Below are 20135 nucleotides of genomic sequence, written 5' to 3'. Positions count from 1 at the left end.
TGACGGGAATCGGTCTTATGGCGTTCAAGAAATTCACGCATTCTTCCGAGCAGCTCGCGGCGGACACGCGCTTCAACAGCATGCTCGTATCCAAGTTCATCAACGCCGTCATGCTGGACGGCAAGAAGAGCGCGGCGACGCGGGCGGTGTACGGGGCGATGGATATCGTCTCCCGCCGCGTCAAGGACGAGCCGCCGGACAAGGTCTTCACGCAGGCCATCGAGAACTGCAAGCCGAACGTCGAGGTTCGCTCCAAGCGCGTCGGTGGCAGCAACTACCAGGTGCCGATGCCGGTGAACCGGCGGCGCCAGCAGGCGCTGGCCATTCGATGGATGCGTGACGCCGCGCGGGCGAAGAAGGGTCGTCCCATGGCGGACCGTCTCGCCCAGGAGATCATTGATGCCTATCGTGGGGAAGGCACCGCGGTAACGCAGCGGGAAAACGTGCATCGCATGGCCGAGGCCAACAAAGCCTTCTCCCACTTCGCGTGGTAGAAGAACATGCGACGATGATATTGCCACGAGCCTGTCCCGACACGGGGCAGGCTCGTTTCGCCTTTATTTTCCGGTCGACACGCGCGCCGACTGCTTTGCACAGGTATTGCGGCTGAGGTTCCTGCAATGAGCGGCGATCTATCCAATGTTCGAAATATCGGCATCGCCGCCCACATCGACGCCGGCAAGACCACGACGACGGAGCGCATCCTGTACTACGCCGGCCGGACCCACCGCATGGGCGAGGTCGACGAGGGAACCACCACCACCGATTACGACGAGCAGGAACAGCGCCGGGGCATCACCATCTACTCCGCGGCGGTCAGCTTCGAGTGGCGAAACTGCCGCATCAACCTGATTGACACACCCGGCCACGTCGATTTTACCGCCGAGGTCGAGCGCTCCCTCCGCGTGCTGGACGGGATGGTCGCCGTGTTCGACGCGCGCGAGGGCGTCGAGGCCCAGTCGGAGACGGTGTGGCGACAGGCCGACCATTACAAGGTCCCGAGAATCTGCTTCATCAACAAGATGGACCGTACCGGCGCCGATTTCGAGCATGCCGTCCAGTCCCTTCGGGACCGGCTCCATGCCCGGCCCCTGGTTGTCCAGTTGCCGATCGGCGCGGCCGAGTCATTCCAGGGGATCATCGACATCATCGAGCAGAAGGCTTTCCACTTCGAGTCGGCGCAGCTCGGGGCGGTGATCACCGAGCGGCCCATGACCGACGCGGAGCAGGAGGCGACTTCCCAGGCGCGGCATGATCTTCTGGAGGAAGTCTCGGAGTTCTCCGAGGCGCTGATGGTCAAGTACCTGAACGATGATCCGATCACGCCGGAGGAGATTCGGGGCGCCATCCGCAAGGCAACGCTGTCGCGCGCGGCCGTGCCGGTCCTCTGCGGCAGCGCCTTGCGTTACGTCGGAGTGCAGCGCCTGCTGGATGCGGTGGCGGACTATCTGCCGAGTCCGCTGGAGGTGCCGCCGGTCGATGCGCACGATCCCAAGAAGCCGGACGTCACGCACACGTTGCATTGCGATCCATCCGAGCCGCTCTCGGCGCTGGTGTTCAAGATCATCGCTGAGAAGCCTGTGGATCTGTACTTCCTGCGGATCTATTCCGGCAAGCTTAAGAGCAACACGCGCGTCCTCAATGCGAGTACGGGCGAAAAGGAAAACGTCAGCCGGATTTATCGCATGTTCGCCAAGCGTCGCGACCAGCTTGACGAAGCGCCGGCGGGGGAGATCGTCGCGGTCATCGGGCCGCGCCATGCACTGACGGGCCAGACGTTCTGCGATCAGCGGCGTCCGGTACTTCTCGAGTCGATCACGTTTCCGGATACGGTGTTGAGCGTATCGGTGGAGCCGAAGTCCTCGCGCGACCGCGACAGGCTGATCGAGTCGCTCAAGGCACTGACGCGCCAGGATCCGACGATCCAGGTCATCAGCAATCCCGAGACCGGCCAGCTCCTGCTTTCCGGCATGGGCGAACTGCACCTGGAGATCATGGTCCATCGCCTCCGCAACGACATGAACGTGGATGTTTCCGTGGGCAAGCCGCGGGTCGCCTATCGAGAGACCGTGACCACGTCGGGCGAAGGCACGGCGACGTTCTCGAGACAGCTCGGCGGCAAGGAGCAATTTGCCGAAGTCCGCCTGGGCATCGAGCCGTGGAAACCGTCCGAGGGCGGGCCCAGCTTCCAGATTCAGAGCCGTCTTCCCGCCGGGCAGATCGAAGACGAGTTTGTCCAAGCGCTGAAGACGGGCATTGCGGATGCATCGCACAGCGGGACGCTTGGCGGGTACCCGCTGATCAACTGGAAGGTCACGCTGCTTGACGCCCGCCAGGACCCGGCCAACAGCTCGGAAATGGCCTTCGAAGCCGCCGGGCGCATGGCGTTTTTTGAGGCCATCGCCGCCGCCAAACCGGTACTGCTCGAGCCGATCATGGCCGTGGAGGTGGTCACCTCCGAAGAGTATCTCGGGGCGATCATGGGCGACCTGAACGCCCGCCACGCCACGGTCCGGGAGAGCACGATGGACGGTCCGAAGCGGATCATCCGGGCGGACGTCTCCCTGGCGGAGATGTTCGGATACGTGACAGTACTGCGGAGCCTTTCGCAGGGGCGGGCGACTTCCAGCATGTCGCCATCGCATTATGCCCCGGTCGCACCGGAGCAGATGAAAGCCCTCGTAGGATAGGGGGCGGGTCCCCCTCGGAGTTGGCATGGATCCCGAAAGAGGGTTCTGCCCGGGGAAGGTCCTCCGGTTGCGGGCCGACGGATTCGAAGCGGACTGGGGCGGCAGTTTGCGGGGCTCGAAGATTTGCTTAACAACCCGTTGACACGGCGTTGAAGCCTGTTATCCTTGCCCGTCTGTCGCTATTCGCGGAGGATGCGGGTAGCGTTCGTCTTATGCAGGATGTCAGAAGCGTGGCGGCCAAGACCAGGATTCGTATTCGGATGGAAGCGTACGATGCTCGTGCGCTGGACGGGTCTGCGAAGGAGATCGTCGAGCAGGCCAAGCGGACCAGCGCCCGGGTGCACGGTCCGATTCCCCTGCCGACGCGGATCGAGCGGTACACGGTGCTGCGGAGTCCGCACATCGACAAGAAGTCGCGCGAGCAGTTCGAGATGCGGACGCACAAGCGGATCATCGATATCAGCGAGCCGACGGCGCGGACGGTCGAAGCCATCAACCGCATCCAGGTTCCGGCAGGCGTCTTTATCAAGATTCGCACCTGACGGATCGTCACGGTTCGAGATGGGGCGGCGTCGGTCGCTGCCCGTTCGACCCTTTTCATTATTTCCGGCGTACCAGCCTCATGGTACGTGTTGTCAAAAATGGCCGATCCGGTCATGCGGACGGTTTGTGTTAGCGGTGTCGTATGAAACCGGCATTGTTGGGTACCAAAATCGGAATGACTCGCGTGATCGGCGAGGGCGGGGCGGTTACGCCCGTCACGGTGGTCAAGGCCGGTCCTTGCATCGTTCTCCAGGTCAAGTCGACCGATACGGACGGCTATGACGCTGTGCAGCTCGGCTTTGCCGATGTCAAGCCGCATCGCTCGACCAAGCCGATCATCGGTCATTGCGCGGTGGCGAAGACCGGTCCGAAGCGGTTCATCCGCGAAGTGCGGCTGGATGACGCGGCCGACGTGGGTCGGGGCGAGGTATTGACCGTCGAGCTGTTCCGTGAGGGCGTCGGCCATGTCGACGTTCGCGGCACGACCAAGGGCAAAGGCTACGCCGGTGTCATGAAGCGCCACGGATTCGGCGGCATGTCCGCATCGCACGGTACGGAGCGAAAGCACCGCTCACCGGGCGGCATCGGCGCCTCGGGCAGTCGCGGGCGAGGCCGCTGCATCAAGAAGGGCAAGCGCATGGGCGGCCAGATGGGCGACGTCCGCTGCGCGATGACCAATCTGAAGCTGGTCGGGATCGATGCGGACAACGATCTGCTTCTGATCGCCGGCAGTGTTCCCGGCCCCAATGGCGGAACGGTTCTCGTCGAGAAGTCGAAGAAGAGAGGCTAGATGGCCATGTTGGCGGTTCCGGTGGTGGATATTCAGGGCAAGCGGCAGGGTGAGATGTCTGTCGATCCCGAACTGCTTGGCGGACAGGTCCGCGCCAGCCTGCTCAAGCAGGCCATCGTGGCGTTCCTGGATCGCCAGCGGCAGCGCAGCGCCAGGACCAAGCGGAAATCGGACGTGGAAGGCTCGACCCGCAAGCTCTATCGCCAGAAGGGAACGGGCAACGCCCGCATGGGGCAGATTCGTACACCCATCCGCCGTGGCGGCGGTCGGGCCTTTGGGCGGAGGATTCCGGGTCGCGTCAAGGAACTTCCCCGGGCCATGCGACGCCTGGCTCGGGCGAATGCCGTCCTGGCCAAGCTTCAGGCGGAAGACGTGCTGATCCTCGACGGGCTGTCTCTGTCGCAGCCCAAGACCAAGACGATGGCCGGCATTTTCGCGGCGCTCGGTGCGGAGCGGGGTTGCCTGCTGGCCGTCGAGGCGCCGAATGCCAACGTGCATCTGTCGTGCCGGAATCTCCCGCGTTCGCAGGCGATGGTGGTTGACGATCTGAACGCGTATGCGGTGCTGCGGCGCAAGAAGCTGGTGTTCACCAAGCCGGCGTTCGAACGCTTTACTGCGTCGCTCGCCGGGCTGCCCTGGGGCAGTGGCGGTCGCAATTGACGGCGGAGGTGTGCAATGGACATATACGACGTTATCAAGCGGCCGATCATCACGGAAAAGAGTACGCACCAGGCCCAGCAGTCACACGAGAGCACGGGTTCGCGGCAGGCGCGGGGTGGTTCGTATACGTTCGACGTTCACCCCAAGGCGTCCAAGCCGCAGATTCGCGACGCCGTGGAGAAGATTTACAACGTCAAGGTGCAGAGCGTGCGGACGTCGAATCGGCAGGGTAAGTCGCGGCGGTATCGGTTCAAGATCGGCCGAACCGCGGCATGGAAGAAGGCAGTCGTTGTTCTCGATCCGAACTCCCACATTGATCTGTTCTAGGAACGAAGGGGACGGGTCGGGTCAAGCGTTGCGCAGGTGAGACGATGGGCATTACCACATACAACCCAACGACGGCAGGACGCCGCAATTCGTCGGTCAACGACTTCAAGGAGCTGACCGACAAGAAGAAGCGGCCGGAAAAGTCCCTGCTGCGCCGATTGGCTCGGAAGGGTGGTCGCAACCACCACGGCAAGATCACCACGCGACATCGTGGGGGTGGCGCTCGTCGTTTGTACCGCATTATCGACTTCAAGCGCAACAAGGACGGCATCCCCGCGAAAGTCGTCTCCGTCGAATACGATCCCAACCGATCCTGCCATATTGCCCTCCTCGAATACGCCGACGGCGAAAAGCGATACATCCTGGCTCCGGTGGGACTGACCGCGGGTAAGACGGTGGAGAGCGGCGAGCGTGTCGAGCCCAAGGTGGGCAACGCCATGCCGCTGAAGTACGTTCCCCCCGGCTTCGAAATCCACAATATCGAGATGAACATCGGGCAGGGCGGAAAGCTCGTTCGCAGTGCGGGCGGGGCGGCCCGTCTGATGGCCCGCAACAACAATTGGGCGACGCTCCAGCTTCCCTCGGGTGAAATTCGGGAGGTCCGCGTCGAGTGCCGTGCGACCATCGGTCAATTGGGCAACGCCGAGCACCAGAATGTTCGGTGGGGCAAGGCCGGTCGCACGCGGCATCGCGGTCGTCGCCCGCATGTTCGCGGAACCGCGATGAACCCCGTTGCTCACCCGCTGGGCGGTGGCGAGGGTCGAAGCGGCGGCGGCCGGCATCCGTGCAGCCCGCGGGGCAAGCTGGCCAAGGGCGGCCGGACTCGGAATCCAAAGAAGATTTCCAATCGCCGGATACTGCGGCGACGGCGGAGTGTGCGCTACGGCCAGTTGCCGACGCCGAAGAAGTAGGCTTTGCAGTTTGGGGAATTGTCGCGGCGGGTTTGATCCGTCGCGAACGTGTGTGTTGGGATTTGAATCCGGAAGGTGCGATCGATGGCGAGATCGGCAAAGAAAGGCCCGTACGTCGACCAGAAGCTGTTCCTCAAGGTGCAGCGGCAGAAGGCGGGCGGCGCAGGCGGCGTGGTTCGCACGTGGGCGCGTCGGTGCACGATCGTCCCGGAGTTTGTCGGCCAGCGCTTTGAGGTGCACAACGGCAAGACGTTTCACCAGGTGTATGTGACCGAGGACATGGTCGGGCACAAACTTGGGGAATTCAGCCTTACGCGGTCGTTCCGGGGCCACGGTGGCAAGAAGGCCGCCGGTAAGTAGTACCTTGCTCGGCGGGAAGCCGGCGCTTTCCGCTCTGGAGATGACGGACGATGGACGGTTTGCGGCAGTGGACGGCACGGCATCGCTTCGCACGGATCGCTCCGCGCAAAGCCCGCCTGGTGATCGACCTGATCCGGGGGCAGCGCTGCGACGAAGCCGTGGAGCAACTGCGGTTCAACCGTCGCCGGGCGGCTTATTTCATCCGCAACGTGTTGCGGTCGGCGATGGCCAACGCCAGCGAGGCGGAGGCCAGCGTCGGGGATCTGGTGGTGACGGATGCCCGGGTGGACGGCGGGCCTTACTATCGCCGGTGGCAGCCGAAGGATCGCGGCCGGGCGCACCCCATTGCCCGGCGTACGAGCCATATCACGGTGGTGGTCACCGAGCGGGATCGAAGAACAGGGCAGGAAGAGGCGTCGTAACAGGCGACCGACGGAGTGTTGGCTGGTGGGTCAGAAGACGCATCCAATCGGGTTTCGCATCGGTGTGACGGAGCACTGGCGCTCTCGCTGGTACGCCCCCAAGGCGGCCTTCGGTGAGTTCCTGGTGGAGGATCAGCGCATCCGCAAGTTCGTGGACGAGCGTCTGAACCAGCAGCCGCCCTACGCGGCCGTCGCCAAGGTGGACATTGAGCGCACGCGTGACGATGTGCGGATCATTCTGCATACCGCCCGACCGGGTCTGGTGATCGGTCCCAAGGGGGCCGAGGTGGACAAGCTCAAGGAAGCGCTCGAGAACCTGGTCGACCGCAAGATCTCGCTCAACATCATGGAGATCAAGCAGCCGGACCTCAACGCCAAGCTCATCGCGGAGGCGATCTCGGAGCAGCTCAAGAAGCGGGCTGCGTTCCGCCGGGTGATGAAGCAGCGCATCGAGGCAGCGATGGCGGCGGGGTGCCTGGGAATCAAGATCATGTGCAAGGGGCGGCTCGGCGGGGCGGAAATGGCCCGCTGCGAGACGCAGATTCGCGGCTCGGTGCCGCTCCATACGCTCCAGGCCCACGTGGATTACGGGGTGGCCACCTGCCGGACGACGTACGGGACGATCGGTGTGAAGGTGTGGCTGTATCTGGGGCGGTACGGCGAGGAACAGATTGACGAGGAAGCTCGTCCGCAGGGTCGTGGACGCGACGGCCGGCGCGGCAAGCGCGGCTAACGGGGGCGTTTGGACAGGCAAGGGCCTGTCGTTCGCTCTGGTTCGGGTCGGATTCGGCGAGGCGATTGAAGGGGAGCTGTTAAGTCATGGCCTTGATGCCCAAGCGGGTCAAATGGCGCAAGAGCCAACGCGGCCGGGTTCGCGGAAACGCGACGCGCGGGAACAGCGTGTCGTTTGGCGAGTACGGCCTCCAGGCGCTGGATTCCGGCTGGGTGACCGGTCGGCAGATCGAGGCCGGTCGCGTCGCCGCGACACACTTCCTGCGACGCGAAGGGCGTGTGTATGTGCGGTTGTTTCCGCACAAGCCCGTTTCGGCCAAGCCGCTGGAAACGCGTATGGGCAAGGGCAAGGGCGACCCGGCATTCTGGGTTGCCATCGTCAAGACCGGAACGGTCATGTACGAGCTGGCCGGCGTGGAGGAAGAGGTTGCCCGCCAGGCGCTGATGCGCGTGGCGAACAAGATGCCCTGCCGTTGCCGTTTCGTGAAGCGTCGTCACACGCTTTGATGCGTAGGAGCGTGCATCGATGAAGATTGCGGAAATCAGGGAAATGAAGTCCGAGGAGCTGCATGTCGAGTTGGAGCAGCTTCGGCGGCACGCTTTCGACCTGCGTTCCCAGGCCGTGACGGAGAAGCTGGAGAATCCGCATCAGCTTACCGCGGCCAAGCGCTCCATTGCGCGAATCCTGACAGTTCTGCGGGAGCGAGGCGAACGTGATATCGAACAGCGCCAGCGCAGACTGGAAGCCGAAGCGGCCCGGCGCCGGCGCGGCTAAATAGGGATGATTGCGGTGGCGGGCTGATCCCGTCACGGCGGGTCGGATAAGCGTCGTAGATTGGATTCAGGATCGAAGGTCGAAGCGCCAGGAGCGACGGGACATATGACGGCAACGGCGACGGTAGAAGCCACGACGGAGCGCGGGAAGCGTGATCGGCGCATCTGTACGGTGGTCGCACGCAGCGGAGACAAGACGATTCGTGCTCGGTTCGAGTTTCTCTCTCGTCACAGGAAGTACGGCAAGTTTCTGCGCCGCTCGACCATGCTGCACGCACACGACGAGAAGAACGAGGCATCGGTCGGCGACCTGGTCGAACTGGCGGAATGCCGGCGGTATTCGAAGATGAAGTCGTGGCGCCTCGTGCGGATCGTGCGAAGCGATGCACAACCCGGCGCGTGACGACGATTGGACAACAAACGTAGGGCGTCCGGTTCGAGTTGGATGCCGGCGGTGTGAATCATGATTCAAATGCAGACCATGGTGGATGTGGCGGATAACACCGGTGCCAAAGCGGCGATGGTGTTTAACGTATACAAGGGCAGTACATCCAAACATGGGAAATACCGCCTGAAGACGGCCAAGATCGGGGACATCGTTCTGGTCGCGGTGAAAAAGTCGCTTCCCAACAGCGATTTTTCCGGCGGCAGTAGTCGGAAGGATCGTTCGAAGCGGCGAAAGGCCCGGGCCGTCGTCGTCAGGATGCGGGCGCCCACGCGTCGTCCCGACGGGAGTTACGTGCGGTTCGACAGCAACGCCGTCGTGTTGATCGACGAGAAGGGTGAGCCGCGGGGCACGCGCATTTTCGGTCCGGTCGCCCGTGAACTTCGCGAGAAGAACTTCATGAAGATCATCTCGCTGGCGGAGGAAGTCGTCTGACCGGCGGGTTCGTGGCGATTGCTCGGAAGGGACGTTGAGGAACATGGCCGCCCATATTCGAAAGAACGACACTGTCGAGGTCATCAGCGGCGATCATCGCGGTCGGCGGGGCAAAGTGCTTCGCGTGGACCGCCAGCGCGGGCTTGTGGTCGTGGAAGGCGTGAATATGGTCTATCGGCACGTCCGTCCGACGCGTCGCAGCCCCCAAGGCGGACGGCTCCAGAAGGAGGCGCCGATCCACGTGTCCAACGTACTTCCGCTGGACAGCGGGGCCGGCAAGGGGCGGCGGGTTCGCTTTGAAACCGTGCGGGATGATCAGGGGCGCGTGCGCTCGAAGAAACGCGTTACGGTTTCCGGACAGACATTGCATTCACTGACACGGTCGGAGTCCGCGGGCGGCGCGGCAAGGAAGTAGATTTCAGGGTGTGGTCATGGCCAGGTTGATGGAACGATATCGCAAGGAAATTGTGACCCGGCTGCAGGAGGAGCTCGGCCTGAACAACGTCATGGCTGTTCCCCGCCTCACCAAGGTCATCGTGTCGATGGGAACGGGCTCTCCCGCGACGGACAAGACGCGTAACGATGTGGCCGTGGCGGACTTGACGCAGATTACCGGTCAGAAGCCGCAGGTAACTCGGGCCCACAAGGCCGTGTCGAACTTCAAGACGCGACAGGACATGCCCATCGGATGCCGGGTGACGCTCCGCGGGCAGCGGATGTACGAGTTCGTGGACCGGCTCATCAACACGGCGATTCCCCGTTTCCGCGACTTTCGCGGACTGAATCCGCGGAGCTTCGACGGTCGCGGGAACTATACCATGGGTGTGGCGGATCAGTCGGTGTTTCCGGAGATCGATCTCTCCAAGATCACCATGACCCAGGGTATGAACATTACGTTTGTTACAACGGCGGAGAATGACCAGGCTGCTCGGGCGCTGTTGCGCGAGCTGGGCATGCCGTTTCGCAGGACGGAAGCGCAGGCGAACTGATGGCAACGACGGCGTGGGTCAACAAGGCGAGGAAGCAACCGAAGTTCGCGTCGCGTGTCGTGCGGCGCTGTGCGGTTTGTGGTCGGTCTCGTGCCGTTTACCGCAAGTTCCGGCTTTGCCGCGTTTGTTTTCGGAAGATGGCCCTGGAAGGGTTGATTCCCGGGGTGCGAAAGGCAAGTTGGTAAGCCGGCGCAAGGAGCCGGAGCAGATACGGCAAGGTTGCCGAAGGATGAGCGTATATGTGGAGTGATCCGATCGCGGACATGCTCACGCGGATTCGCAATGCCGCCAGGGCCCGCAAGAAGACGGTTTCGATGCCCTATTCCAAGATCAAGGAGGGTATCGCCCGGGTCCTGAAGGAAGAAGGATACGTCAACGACCACGACGTGATCGAGGTGGGCGCCAAGCGCATGCTTCGGGTGGAGTTGAAGTACGGACCGCGCGGCGAGGACGTGATTCATAACCTGAAGCGTATCTCCCGCGTCGGGTGTCGCACCTATTCGGGTGTGGAGACGCTGCCCCGGGTGCTGGACGGTCTCGGTGTGAATATCGTTTCGACGAGCCGGGGCGTGCTGAGTGATCGCGCCTGTCGCGAGCAGCGCGTCGGCGGCGAAGTGCTTTGTCAGGTGTATTGATGCCCGTCGGATCGGGTCGCAGGGGCGATTCGACCGGCTTTTGTGGAGCAGCAGGGCGATGTCTCGTGTCGGCAAGAAACCCATTCCGCTACCCTCCGGCGTGACCGTGAAGGTCGGTCCGGAGGAGGTGACGGTCACCGGTCCCAAGGGGACATCGGCGCTGCGGACGCCGCGCGGGGCGAAAATCGCCGTCGATTCCGACCGCAAGGAAATCGAGGTCACGCGGACCTCCGATGAGAAGCAGATTCGAGCCAACCACGGTCTGGCCCGGGCGCTGCTCGCCAACATGGTCCGCGGCGTGACGGAGGGATTCGAGGAAAGGCTCGAAATCTATGGCACGGGGTACAACTGCAAACTGGTGGGCAAGAAGCTCCACCTGAACATCGGGTACTCCGGCCGGCGTCGTGGCGTCGGCTCCCAGTTCGAAGTCGACGTTCCCGCGGGTATCGAGGTCACCGTGGAGCGTGAGCAGACGCGAGGTGACAACGAACCGGCTGTATTCGTTGTTCGAGGAATTGACAAGCAGCGCGTCGGGCAGTTTGCGGCCGAGGTGCGGGCGCTGCGCAAGACGGAACCGTACAAGGGCAAGGGTATCCGTTACCAGGGCGAGCACGTAATCCGCAAGCAGGGCAAGGCCCTGACCGGTGGCGGCTAACAGGTAATCTGGTGCCGCGCGTGGTTCATCCCACGCATCGGCACCACTGGTTTTCGGGAATCGGGCGATGAAGGATCGTGTGGAAGCGTTGAGTCGGCGGATGCGGCGCAAAAAGGGTCTGCGCAAGCGGATCCGTGGTACGGCCGAGCGACCCCGGTTGACGGTGTTTCGGAGCGATAAGCACATTTACGTGCAACTGATTGACGACCTTGCCGGTCGGACCATCTGCTCCGCGAGCACGCGGGCGAAAGACCTTCGCGACCGGGTCTCTAACGGGCGTAGCAAGGAAGCGGCCAAGCTCGTCGGCCAGGCACTGGCGGAGGCGGCGGTTTCCAAGCAGGTGTCGATGGTCTGCTTTGATCGCAACGGCTACCGCTACGGCGGGCGGATCAAGGCCTTGGCGGATGCGGTACGCGAAGCAGGGTTGAAGTTCTAGGCGGCAGGCTGTCGGGCCGATGCCACGTGGCGGGCGGTCTCTGGAATGGTTGGGCGGAAAAAAGCGCATGGCGGAAGAACAGGATAAAACAGTCGAGCAGCCGGCTGCGGAAGCTCCGGCCTCTGAAGCACCTGCCTCAGGCACGGCAACGACCACCCAGGAACCTCAAGCACCTAAGCGCGAGGCGCCTCGGGGCGGGCGGTCCTCGGGCCGGGGACCCCGTCCGGCGACGGACGAAGGCGAATCGGGGATGGAGGAGGTCGTCGTTCGCATCTATCGCTGTGCAACGGTGGTGCGTGGCGGACGGCGGTTCAGCTTCGGCTCGCTGGTGGTCGTCGGCGACCGCAACGGAAACGTGGGCGTCGGCTACGGCAAGGCCAACGAAGTCCCCGGGTCGGTCGAAAAGGGCAAGCGGCTCGCGGCTCGAAACATGAAGCGGATCAACCTGGTCGGGGGCACGCTTCCCCACCGGGTCATCGGTCGCTATGGGGCAAGCCGGGTCGTCATGCTTCCGGCATCGCCCGGAACGGGCGTCATTGCGGGCTCCAGTGTCCGTGCCGTCCTGGAAATGGCGGGCGTGAAGGACGTATTGACCAAGAGTTACGGGTCGACCAGTCCCAAGAACCTCGTTCTCGCGACATATGACGGCCTGAAACAACTGCTCACGCGAGAGAACATCGAACGGTTGCGGGGCGTACGGTTGGCAGGGTAATTGGGCGGAGTGCGGATCGTGAATCTTGCGGAAATCACCAGAGAGGCCGGCGCCGACAAAGGCCGGAAACGCGTAGGTCGGGGTCGGTCCTCAGGACATGGCAAGACCTGCGGTCGCGGCCACAAGGGCGGCGGTCAGCGCTCGGGTTGGCGTCAGCGCGGCCTGCAGGAAGGTGGGCAGACGCCCATCTTCCGTCGCACGCCCAAGCGCGGGTTTTCGAACGCTGCTTTTCGCCAAGCGTATGCAGTGGTCAACCTGTCAGCTTTGGAGGCGCGCTTTGATGCCGGCACACACGTGACCGCACAGCTGCTTCGGGAGGCGGGGCTGATCGGCAACGCGAAAGATCCCGTGAAGATTCTCGGAGACGGCAATCTGACCAAGAAGCTGACGATCGACGCGGCGAAGTTCAGCAAATCGGCCATGGAGAAGATTCAGGCCGCGGGCGGAGAGGCCAGAGTTAAGGCATAGTCGTCGAGCGAGCCGTGCACCGGGTTATCGGTGAGGCGGGGCTTCGGCATCTGAGCTTGAGAGATCGGGCATGATCGGAACGCTGCTAAACATCTTCAAGATTCCGGAGCTGCGCAACAAGCTCCTGTTCACGATCGGTATGCTCGCGATCTACCGCGTGGGGTACTACGTGCCGGTTCCCGGCGTGGACCAGCGGCAGATGGCCGCGAGCATGCCGACCGGCGGCGGGGGCGGCCTGGGTGACCTGGTGCAGTATTTCCAGATTTTTACGGGTGGTAACCTCCACCAGAGCACCATCTTCGGTCTCGGCATCATGCCCTACATCTCGGCCTCCATCATTCTCCAGCTCCTGGTCACGGTCGTGCCGAGCCTGGAGAAGCTGTCGCGTGAGGGTGACACCGGCCGACGGAAGATTCAGGAATACACGCGATATCTCACGGTCTTCCTCTGCCTGGTGAACGGCATTTTCTGGATGAAGTATCTCGCTTCACAGGACCTGCTGTTCCCGCGCTATGAAGGACCGTTCTTCGGCATGACGTTCACGTACATGCTGCTGTCGCTCTGTCTGCTTACCGGCGGTGCCGTGTTTCTGATGTGGCTTGGCGAGCAGATCGACGAGTACGGGATCGGGAGCGGCATTTCGCTGATCATCACGGCCGGCATTGTGGCTCGTCTGCCCAACGCCATCATGACGGTGTGGCAGGGCATTTCCTTCGGCGGCACCAGCGCCGAAGGGCAGTTCGACGTCCCCAAGCTGCTCCTCCTGGCGGTAATGTTTGTGGCGGTTGTGGCCGGGGCGATTCTCATCCAGCAGGCGCAGCGGCGGATTCCGATCCAGCAGGCGAAGCAGACCCGCGGACGCCGGGTGTACGGCGGCCAGCGACATTACCTGCCCCTGCGGGTCAATCACGGCGGCGTGATGCCCATCATCTTCGCCAGCTCGATGATGATCTTCCCGGGCATCATTTTCGGCGCGCTGGCCAACGCCTGGCCGACGCAGTTCCTGATCGCCTTGCAGGGCGCGTTCACTCGGGGCGGGTACGTCTACATCGTTTGCGAGATCCTGGCGATCTATTTCTTTGCTTACTTCTGGACGACCGTGCAGTTCCGTCCCAAGGAAATGGCCAACAACCTCCGCGACTACGGGAGCTTTATCCCGGGGCTTCGGCCGGGCAAGCGGACGGCGGACTACCTCGAACGGGTCATGGGCCGCATTACGTATGTCGGCGCCGGCTTCCTGGCGATCATCGCGATTATTCCCACACTGGTAACCCGGTCGATGGGCATTCCGTTCATGGTCTCCGCGTTTCTCGGCGGCACGGGCCTGCTCATCGTCGTCAGCGTGACGCTGGACCTTGTGCAGCGTATCGAGGCGAATCTGATTATGCGAAATTACAAGGGCTTCCTCGGAACGGAAGGCCCGATCCGGGGCGGCCGATAGGGCGTGCCCTTTGCGCCGTTTGGCGCTGGCGAATAAGACTTGATTTGGGCCTGACGTGAGTTCGGGCATGTATGCAGGTGCAAAAGCGAGGCATTATTCTCAAGAGCGAGCGAGAGATTGAGCGCATGCGCGCTGCGGGCCGGGTGGTGCATGCGGTGCTCGCGAAAATGAGGGAATTGGCCCAGCCCGGGGTGACCACGGGCGAACTGAACGAAGTTGCGGAAGCGATGATTGCCGAAGCCGGGGGGGTGGCCCTGTTCAAAGGGGTCGAGAATCCCCAGGCTCGCAGGCCGTTCCCGGCCGCTCTGTGCATCAGCGTGAACGAAGAGCTGGTCCACGGCGTACCGGGCAAGCGGCAGTTGAAGAGCGGCGATATCGTCGGCGTCGATTGCGGCGTGCGACTGGAAGGCTATTGCGGCGACTCGGCCACGACCATCGCGGTGGGCGACGTGTCCGAGCAGGCAACGCGGTTGCTGGAGATAACCCAGGGCGCGTTGCAGATTGCTTTGCGGGAGATGCGTCCGCATCGCGCGTGGAGCGAGGTTGCCGGTCGGATGCAGGCCTTCGTGGAAGAATCCGGCTTTTCCGTGATTCGCGATTTTGTGGGACACGGAATCGGCCGGGAAATGCACGAGGAGCCCAAGGTTCCGAATTTCTGGGACGAGGGACGCAAGCGGGGCGATTTCGAGTTGCTCCCGCGAATGACCCTCGCGGTTGAGCCGATGGTGGCCGTGGGCTCCCATCGCGTGGAATACGGCGACGCCGACCGTTGGGTCGTGGTGACGCGGGATCGCAGTTTCTCGGCGCATTTCGAGCACACCATCGCCGTGACGGACGATGGCGTGGACGTCTTGACCGACGGTCGTTGAGGTGACTTTGTCCCGGGAATCGTCCGGGTGCCGGAAGGAAGTTGGATCATGAAAGTTCGACCGAGCGTGCGACGGATCTGTGAAAACTGCAAGATCATCAAGCGGAAGGGTGTCGTGCGCGTCGTGTGCACGAACCCGCGTCACAAGCAGCGTCAAGGGTAGTTTCAGAGGAGATTCGGCGTGCCCAGAATTGCTGGCGTGGACATCCCGGCCGACAAGCGCATCGAGTACTCCTTGCGCTACATCTACGGCATCGGGCCGAAGTTGGCCCAGGATGTCCTCAAGGAATCGGATATTGCCGCTGGGGTCAAGGCCAAGGACCTTACCGAGGAGGAGGTCGCCCGGATCGCAAGCGTCATCGATCGCAATTTCGCGGTGGAAGGCCAGTTGCGCCGGACGATCCAGTCCAACATCCAGCGTCTGAAGGATATTCGCTGCTTCCGTGGGCAGCGTCATCGTATGCACCTGCCCGCCCGCGGGCAGCGTACGCGGACCAACGCCCGCACGCGCAAGGGGCCGCGGAAGACCGTGGCGGGCAAGAAGAGCGTGAAAGAGCTGCGGTAGTAAACGAGGAGCCGGGTTTTGGCCAAGAGAGCTGGAAAACGTCGGGTGCGTCGCAACGTGGCCAGGGGAATCGTCCACGTCAAGGCGACCTTCAACAATACCCTGGTGACGATCACGGACGTGAATGGCGAAGTGCTCTGTCGAGCTTCGGCGGGTACGGTGGGCTTCAAGGGTACGCGCAAAAGCACGCCCTTTGCGGCACAGCGCGCCGCTGAGCAGGCCGCTTATGCCGCCAAGAAGTTCGGCATGCGGGAAGTCGAAGTCCGCGTCAAAGGACCGGGCAGCGGTCGAGATTCGGCGGTTACGGCGCTGCAGTCGGCCGGGCTGCGGATCTATTCGATCGAGGACATCACACCCCTGCCGCACAACGGCTGCCGCCCGCCCAAGCGGCGTAGGGTGTAATGTGACGTGATCGACCGGGCAACTACAATCTGTTGGGCTTTTGTTTTTCAGCGTCGATAGGCGCGGGAATTACGATCGAGCAGGAAACATGGGACGATACATCGGTCCGGTATGCAGGCTGTGTCGGCGGGAAGGCATCAAGCTGATGCTCAAGGGAGCACGGTGCGAGACCGCCAAGTGCGCTATGGAGCGCCAGTGGCGTAACCGTCCTCCGGGCATGCACGGCTGGCGGCGGCGCAAGTCCGGCGAGTACGGCGTTCGCCTCCGCGAGAAGCAGAAGGTGAAGCGTTACTACGGCGTTCTGGAGCGCCAGTTCAGCCTCTATTTCAAGATGGCCGAAAGCGGAACGACCAACACGGGCGACGCGCTCCTCAGCCTTCTGGAGCGTCGCTTGGACAACGTGGTGTGGAAACTGGGGTTTGCCCCCTCTCACAAGGCCAGCCGGGTTGCCATCTCGCACGGGCACATTTACGTCAATGGTCGGCGGCTCAACCGGCCCAGTTATCTGGTCAGGCAGGGCGATCGGATCACGGTCAAGCCCTCCGATCGCAGCAAGGCTTTCGTCCGTCAGTGGGTTGGCGAAGGCGGTCCCACGGTCCAGCCGTGGCTCCAACTGGACGCGCAGAAGCTCGAAGGCGTGGTGGCGGCGCTGCCCACCCGCGAGGACGTCCAGATACCGGTGGAAGAGCAGCTCATCATCGAAATGTGCAGTCGGTAGAGCGGCCTCGGTGGAGCATCTGGCCGACTCATTTTGTTCATATCCGGACTAGACCAAGGAGGACTCGCGAATGCGTATTCGATGGCGAGGTTTGGAGTTGCCGGGTCGTGTTGTCCGGGACGAGAATATCAGCACGAACGCCTACGGACGGTTCACGGTGGAGCCGTTCGAGCAGGGATTCGGTACGACGATTGGGAATTCCTTGCGGCGGGTCCTGCTTTCCAGCCTGGAAGGCGCCGCCATCACTTCCGTCAAAATCGCCGGTGTTTCTCACGAGTTTACCAACATCGACGGCGTGATGGAGGACATTACGGACATCCTCCTCAACATCAAGGGCATCGTGATCCGCTACGAGGGGGACGAAACCAAGCGAATCGTCGTTCGGCGGGATCAGGCGGGTGTCGTCCGCGCGGGGGACATTGAAACCGATCCGTCGATTACGATTCTGAATCCCGAGCACGTGATTGCGAACCTGACGGAGAACGTGTCCTTCCATGCGGAGATGAGCGTGCGTCGCGGCAGGGGATACGCCACCGCAGCCGACAACCGCTCACCCGATCAGGAACTTGACGTCATTCCCGTCGAGTCGGTCTTCTCGCCCGTACTTCGCGTGCGCTTCCGGACGGAAGACATGCGCGTGGGGCAGTTGACCAACTACGATCGGCTCATCCTGGATATCTGGACCAATGGGTCCGTCCTCCCGGAGGATGCCCTGGTCGAGGCGGGCCTGATTCTGCGCAAGCACCTGAATCCGTTTGTGCTCTATTACGAGCTCGGATCCGACGTGGTCACCACGAGCGAGACGGCGTTTGACCATCCGGCAACGCTGGACGATGCGGAACTCAACGAGACGCTGAACACGCCGATTTCAGACTTGAATCTCTCCGTGCGTGCCAACAACTGCCTCGAAGCGGTGCGTGTACAGACCCTTCGTGATCTGGTGCAGCTCACCGAGGCCGACCTGTTGCGTTTCCGAAGTTTTGGCAAAACGTCCCTTCATGAGGTCCAGCGGAAGCTGGCGGAGCGGGGACTGCGTCTGGGCATGGCCTTTGGCGGGCAGCGCATCGATCTGAGTGACGCCGAGATTCACGGACTGGAGCCGGAAGGGCACGGCGAGGAATCGGAAGAAGGTCAGGGCTCGGAAGGGAGCGATGGTGCGGGCTCCGGGCCGATGGCGGCCTACACGATGGAGAGTCAGCGCTAGTCAAGGAGTGTTTCGGCCGGACGCCTCAGCGGCGCTTCGGACGGGAAGGTGAGAATCGAGTATGCGGCATCAACGACACTTTTACCGCCTGAATCGCACGGCCGAGCATCGCCTGGCCCTGCGCCGGAACATGGCGCAGAGCATGATCGAGCACGGGCAGATTCGTACGACGCTGGTGAAGGCTAAGAACCTTCAACCGTACATCGAGAAGATCGTCACGATGGCGATCCGGGCCCGCAAGTGCAAGGCCAGCGGCGACAATGCCGGCGCTCTTCGTGCCAGGCGCATCGTGCACAGCCTCCTCGGTGAGCGTTCGATCATTCCCGAAGAGCATCGAGAGGCGTTTGTGGAAATGTCCGACGCTTCCCGCCGAAAGGCCGTGCAAATGGCCAGCGGACGGCGCTATCGCACGGGCGAGCCGCGCGGACGGCTGAGCTTCACGGCAGAATCGGTGAGCTTCCGTCTCATCGAAAAGGTTGCTGCGAGGTTCGAGGATCGCCCCGGCGGATACACGCGGCTCATCCGGCTTTCCGAGCGTCGCCTTGGGGACCACACCCAGTTGGCAGTGCTGCAGTTCGTCGGCAACGAGGAAGCCCCCTTGTCGTTGACCAGGCCCGAACGATCCGCGCGCAAGCGTCGGGCCGACGCCCGGTACGCGATGGCCGCCCGACTGGCCAAGAGCTGGGGGCGGGAGACGGCTGCCAAGACCTCCGCGGCCGGCAAACCGGCCGATGCATCGGCATCCGAACCGCAGGATTCCGAAGGCTCGGATTCTCCGAAAGAATCCTGACCGGTTGCTCGACCCAACGCTCCCCGGCGAAGAACACCTGCGTGCGCGCCGGAGTTTCTCCCCATGCCTCGCGATGCCGATTGCATTTTCTGCCGGATCGTATCCGCCGAGGTTTCGGCGTCGGTGGTCTACGAGGATGAAAACTGCCTTGCGTTTCTCGATGTCGCCCCGCTGGCGGAGGGGCACCTCCTGCTTGTCCCGCGCGACCATTTTTCCGATCTGACGTCGCTTCCGCCTCCGCTGTGCGGGTCGGTCATGTCCCTTCTTCCGCGACTGGGATCGGCCGTCATGACTGTCGCGAAGGCTTCCGGCTTCAATGTGCTGGTCAACAACGGCAAGGCCGCCGGTCAGGCCGTCCCCCACGTTCACATTCACGTGATCCCCCGCGTCGCGTCGGACGGGCTCGGCTACCGATGGAATGCATCGAAGTACGCCCCGGGCCGGGCGGAAGTACTGGCCGAGGCCTACCAGCGGGCACTTCGAACTCCATCCTGACGGCACTATCCGACAACCTGGACAACAACGGTTCGCGTCCGAGGGCGCGTGTCGAAGTCGATGAGCACGATCTGTTGCCACGTGCCCAGGAGCATCGTCTTGTCCACGAAGGGAACGGCAAGGCTCGGGCCCAGCAGCGAAGCCCGCACGTGGGAATGGCCGTTGTCGTCGTTCCAGGTGCGTTCGTGAACATACTCGGCGTCGGTGGGTGCGATCCGCTCGAAGAACGCCTTCAGATCATGCCGGGCCAGCCCGGGTTCGAACTCCGTTGTCGTGATCCCGGCCGTGGATCCGACAACGAACACCGTGACGACACCCGTTTCGATCGGAGCTTGCCGAAGCTGTTCGGTGACATCGCCTGTGATGTTGATGACTTCCGCGTTCCCGCGAGTTTCGACCTGGAATGAATAGGATGCCGCGGCCATGCTGAGACGCCTGTGAATTGCGAATTCAAGCTCAGGCTAACGCCCCTTGCAGCATTGTCAATCGCATCTCCGTCTCTCGACGCTACATAATGACAACATCCGTGGCCAAGGGGCAAGCCTAGCCCGGATATTTCATGAGTTGACGTTGATTCGCGCATAAGGAAGGCCTTCGAACCTGGTATGATAGGGTTTGCTCCAACGCAATCATGCCGAGGCACGGAGGCCGTTCGTGACAGAGTGTAA

The 20135-nt window shown here is 62.7% G+C and carries 32 protein-coding genes; 31 read left to right on the top strand and 1 reads right to left on the bottom strand.

Annotated elements, in window-relative coordinates; translation table 11 throughout:
• Nucleotides 1-17: 17 nt before the first annotated feature.
• From rpsG to J5J06_08540, 31 genes are all read left to right on the top strand, one after another.
• On the top strand, nt 18-494 hold the full coding sequence (rpsG, locus tag J5J06_08690; protein MCO6437152.1) for a 30S ribosomal protein S7: 477 nt from the start codon (nt 18-20) through the stop codon (nt 492-494).
• 126 nt (nt 495-620) lie between these two features.
• Nucleotides 621-2690, top strand: a complete 2070-nt coding sequence (gene fusA / locus J5J06_08685; protein MCO6437151.1) for an elongation factor G — start codon at nt 621-623, stop codon at nt 2688-2690.
• 212 nt (nt 2691-2902) lie between these two features.
• Nucleotides 2903-3232, top strand: coding sequence for a 30S ribosomal protein S10 (gene rpsJ / locus J5J06_08680; GenBank protein ID MCO6437150.1), 330 nt, complete (start codon nt 2903-2905; stop codon nt 3230-3232).
• Between the two features lie 143 nt (nt 3233-3375).
• Nucleotides 3376-4023, top strand: a complete 648-nt coding sequence (gene rplC, locus J5J06_08675) for a 50S ribosomal protein L3 (protein MCO6437149.1) — start codon at nt 3376-3378, stop codon at nt 4021-4023.
• Complete coding sequence (rplD, locus tag J5J06_08670) at nt 4024-4683, top strand: 50S ribosomal protein L4 (GenBank protein ID MCO6437148.1); 660 nt, start codon at nt 4024-4026, stop codon at nt 4681-4683.
• Nucleotides 4684-4698: 15 nt separating this feature from the next.
• The gene (gene rplW, locus J5J06_08665; protein MCO6437147.1) at nt 4699-5010 is read left to right on the top strand and encodes a 50S ribosomal protein L23; all 312 of its coding nucleotides are present in this window, start codon (nt 4699-4701) and stop codon (nt 5008-5010) included.
• A 44-nt stretch (nt 5011-5054) separates the two neighbouring features.
• The gene (gene rplB, locus J5J06_08660) at nt 5055-5921 is read left to right on the top strand and encodes a 50S ribosomal protein L2 (GenBank protein ID MCO6437146.1); all 867 of its coding nucleotides are present in this window, start codon (nt 5055-5057) and stop codon (nt 5919-5921) included.
• An 84-nt stretch (nt 5922-6005) separates the two neighbouring features.
• On the top strand, nt 6006-6281 hold the full coding sequence (gene rpsS, locus J5J06_08655; GenBank protein ID MCO6437145.1) for a 30S ribosomal protein S19: 276 nt from the start codon (nt 6006-6008) through the stop codon (nt 6279-6281).
• 50 nt (nt 6282-6331) lie between these two features.
• Nucleotides 6332-6703, top strand: coding sequence for a 50S ribosomal protein L22 (gene rplV, locus J5J06_08650; GenBank protein MCO6437144.1), 372 nt, complete (start codon nt 6332-6334; stop codon nt 6701-6703).
• A gap of 25 nt (nt 6704-6728) precedes the next feature.
• The gene (rpsC, locus tag J5J06_08645) at nt 6729-7436 is read left to right on the top strand and encodes a 30S ribosomal protein S3 (GenBank protein ID MCO6437143.1); all 708 of its coding nucleotides are present in this window, start codon (nt 6729-6731) and stop codon (nt 7434-7436) included.
• 86 nt (nt 7437-7522) lie between these two features.
• Complete coding sequence (gene rplP, locus J5J06_08640; GenBank protein ID MCO6437142.1) at nt 7523-7942, top strand: 50S ribosomal protein L16; 420 nt, start codon at nt 7523-7525, stop codon at nt 7940-7942.
• Nucleotides 7943-7961: 19 nt separating this feature from the next.
• Entirely contained in the window at nt 7962-8210 is a 249-nt protein-coding gene (rpmC, locus tag J5J06_08635) for a 50S ribosomal protein L29 (GenBank protein ID MCO6437141.1), read from the top strand.
• Between the two features lie 105 nt (nt 8211-8315).
• Entirely contained in the window at nt 8316-8612 is a 297-nt protein-coding gene (rpsQ, locus tag J5J06_08630) for a 30S ribosomal protein S17 (GenBank protein MCO6437140.1), read from the top strand.
• 60 nt (nt 8613-8672) lie between these two features.
• On the top strand, nt 8673-9089 hold the full coding sequence (gene rplN / locus J5J06_08625) for a 50S ribosomal protein L14 (GenBank protein MCO6437139.1): 417 nt from the start codon (nt 8673-8675) through the stop codon (nt 9087-9089).
• 43 nt (nt 9090-9132) lie between these two features.
• Nucleotides 9133-9504 (top strand): 50S ribosomal protein L24, encoded by a 372-nt coding sequence (gene rplX, locus J5J06_08620; GenBank protein MCO6437138.1) that lies wholly within the window; start codon nt 9133-9135, stop codon nt 9502-9504.
• A gap of 16 nt (nt 9505-9520) precedes the next feature.
• Nucleotides 9521-10078: a 50S ribosomal protein L5 gene (rplE, locus tag J5J06_08615; GenBank protein ID MCO6437137.1), complete on the top strand. Its 558-nt coding sequence runs from the start codon at nt 9521-9523 to the stop codon at nt 10076-10078.
• Nucleotides 10078-10263 carry a type Z 30S ribosomal protein S14 gene (locus tag J5J06_08610; protein ID MCO6437136.1) on the top strand — a complete coding sequence of 62 codons (186 nt, stop codon included), beginning with the start codon at nt 10078-10080 and terminating at the stop codon, nt 10261-10263. Before rplE ends, J5J06_08610 begins: the two co-directional genes overlap by 1 nt.
• A gap of 54 nt (nt 10264-10317) precedes the next feature.
• A complete protein-coding gene (gene rpsH, locus J5J06_08605) occupies nt 10318-10713 on the top strand; it encodes a 30S ribosomal protein S8 (protein ID MCO6437135.1) in 396 nt (131 codons plus the stop codon).
• A 58-nt stretch (nt 10714-10771) separates the two neighbouring features.
• On the top strand, nt 10772-11368 hold the full coding sequence (rplF, locus tag J5J06_08600; protein ID MCO6437134.1) for a 50S ribosomal protein L6: 597 nt from the start codon (nt 10772-10774) through the stop codon (nt 11366-11368).
• Between the two features lie 67 nt (nt 11369-11435).
• Complete coding sequence (locus tag J5J06_08595) at nt 11436-11804, top strand: 50S ribosomal protein L18 (GenBank protein ID MCO6437133.1); 369 nt, start codon at nt 11436-11438, stop codon at nt 11802-11804.
• A gap of 250 nt (nt 11805-12054) precedes the next feature.
• Entirely contained in the window at nt 12055-12516 is a 462-nt protein-coding gene (gene rpsE, locus J5J06_08590) for a 30S ribosomal protein S5 (protein ID MCO6437132.1), read from the top strand.
• 18 nt (nt 12517-12534) lie between these two features.
• On the top strand, nt 12535-12984 hold the full coding sequence (gene rplO / locus J5J06_08585) for a 50S ribosomal protein L15 (GenBank protein MCO6437131.1): 450 nt from the start codon (nt 12535-12537) through the stop codon (nt 12982-12984).
• A gap of 70 nt (nt 12985-13054) precedes the next feature.
• Nucleotides 13055-14425: a preprotein translocase subunit SecY gene (gene secY, locus J5J06_08580; GenBank protein MCO6437130.1), complete on the top strand. Its 1371-nt coding sequence runs from the start codon at nt 13055-13057 to the stop codon at nt 14423-14425.
• A gap of 71 nt (nt 14426-14496) precedes the next feature.
• Nucleotides 14497-15294 carry a type I methionyl aminopeptidase gene (gene map / locus J5J06_08575; GenBank protein MCO6437129.1) on the top strand — a complete coding sequence of 266 codons (798 nt, stop codon included), beginning with the start codon at nt 14497-14499 and terminating at the stop codon, nt 15292-15294.
• A 48-nt stretch (nt 15295-15342) separates the two neighbouring features.
• Nucleotides 15343-15456, top strand: coding sequence for a 50S ribosomal protein L36 (gene rpmJ / locus J5J06_08570; protein MCO6437128.1), 114 nt, complete (start codon nt 15343-15345; stop codon nt 15454-15456).
• 18 nt (nt 15457-15474) lie between these two features.
• A complete protein-coding gene (gene rpsM / locus J5J06_08565; GenBank protein ID MCO6437127.1) occupies nt 15475-15858 on the top strand; it encodes a 30S ribosomal protein S13 in 384 nt (127 codons plus the stop codon).
• Between the two features lie 18 nt (nt 15859-15876).
• A complete protein-coding gene (gene rpsK, locus J5J06_08560; protein MCO6437126.1) occupies nt 15877-16260 on the top strand; it encodes a 30S ribosomal protein S11 in 384 nt (127 codons plus the stop codon).
• 88 nt (nt 16261-16348) lie between these two features.
• On the top strand, nt 16349-16978 hold the full coding sequence (rpsD, locus tag J5J06_08555; GenBank protein MCO6437125.1) for a 30S ribosomal protein S4: 630 nt from the start codon (nt 16349-16351) through the stop codon (nt 16976-16978).
• 70 nt (nt 16979-17048) lie between these two features.
• On the top strand, nt 17049-18182 hold the full coding sequence (locus J5J06_08550; protein MCO6437124.1) for a DNA-directed RNA polymerase subunit alpha: 1134 nt from the start codon (nt 17049-17051) through the stop codon (nt 18180-18182).
• A 61-nt stretch (nt 18183-18243) separates the two neighbouring features.
• Nucleotides 18244-18972: a 50S ribosomal protein L17 gene (gene rplQ, locus J5J06_08545; GenBank protein MCO6437123.1), complete on the top strand. Its 729-nt coding sequence runs from the start codon at nt 18244-18246 to the stop codon at nt 18970-18972.
• Nucleotides 18973-19035: 63 nt separating this feature from the next.
• Nucleotides 19036-19467 carry an HIT family protein gene (locus J5J06_08540; protein MCO6437122.1) on the top strand — a complete coding sequence of 144 codons (432 nt, stop codon included), beginning with the start codon at nt 19036-19038 and terminating at the stop codon, nt 19465-19467.
• A 5-nt stretch (nt 19468-19472) separates the two neighbouring features.
• Here J5J06_08540 and J5J06_08535 read toward each other — a convergent pair whose 3' ends face one another.
• On the bottom strand, nt 19473-19892 hold the full coding sequence (locus J5J06_08535) for a YjbQ family protein (GenBank protein MCO6437121.1): 420 nt from the start codon (nt 19890-19892) through the stop codon (nt 19473-19475).
• Nucleotides 19893-20135: the final 243 nt, after the last annotated feature.

The sequence above is a fragment of the Phycisphaerae bacterium genome, from assembly GCA_024102815.1.
In the GTDB taxonomy this organism is placed as follows: Bacteria; Planctomycetota; Phycisphaerae; order UBA1845; family UBA1845; genus JAGFJJ01.
Note: the sequence above shows the minus strand (reverse complement) of the source record. Positions and strands in the feature narration are given on the sequence as shown.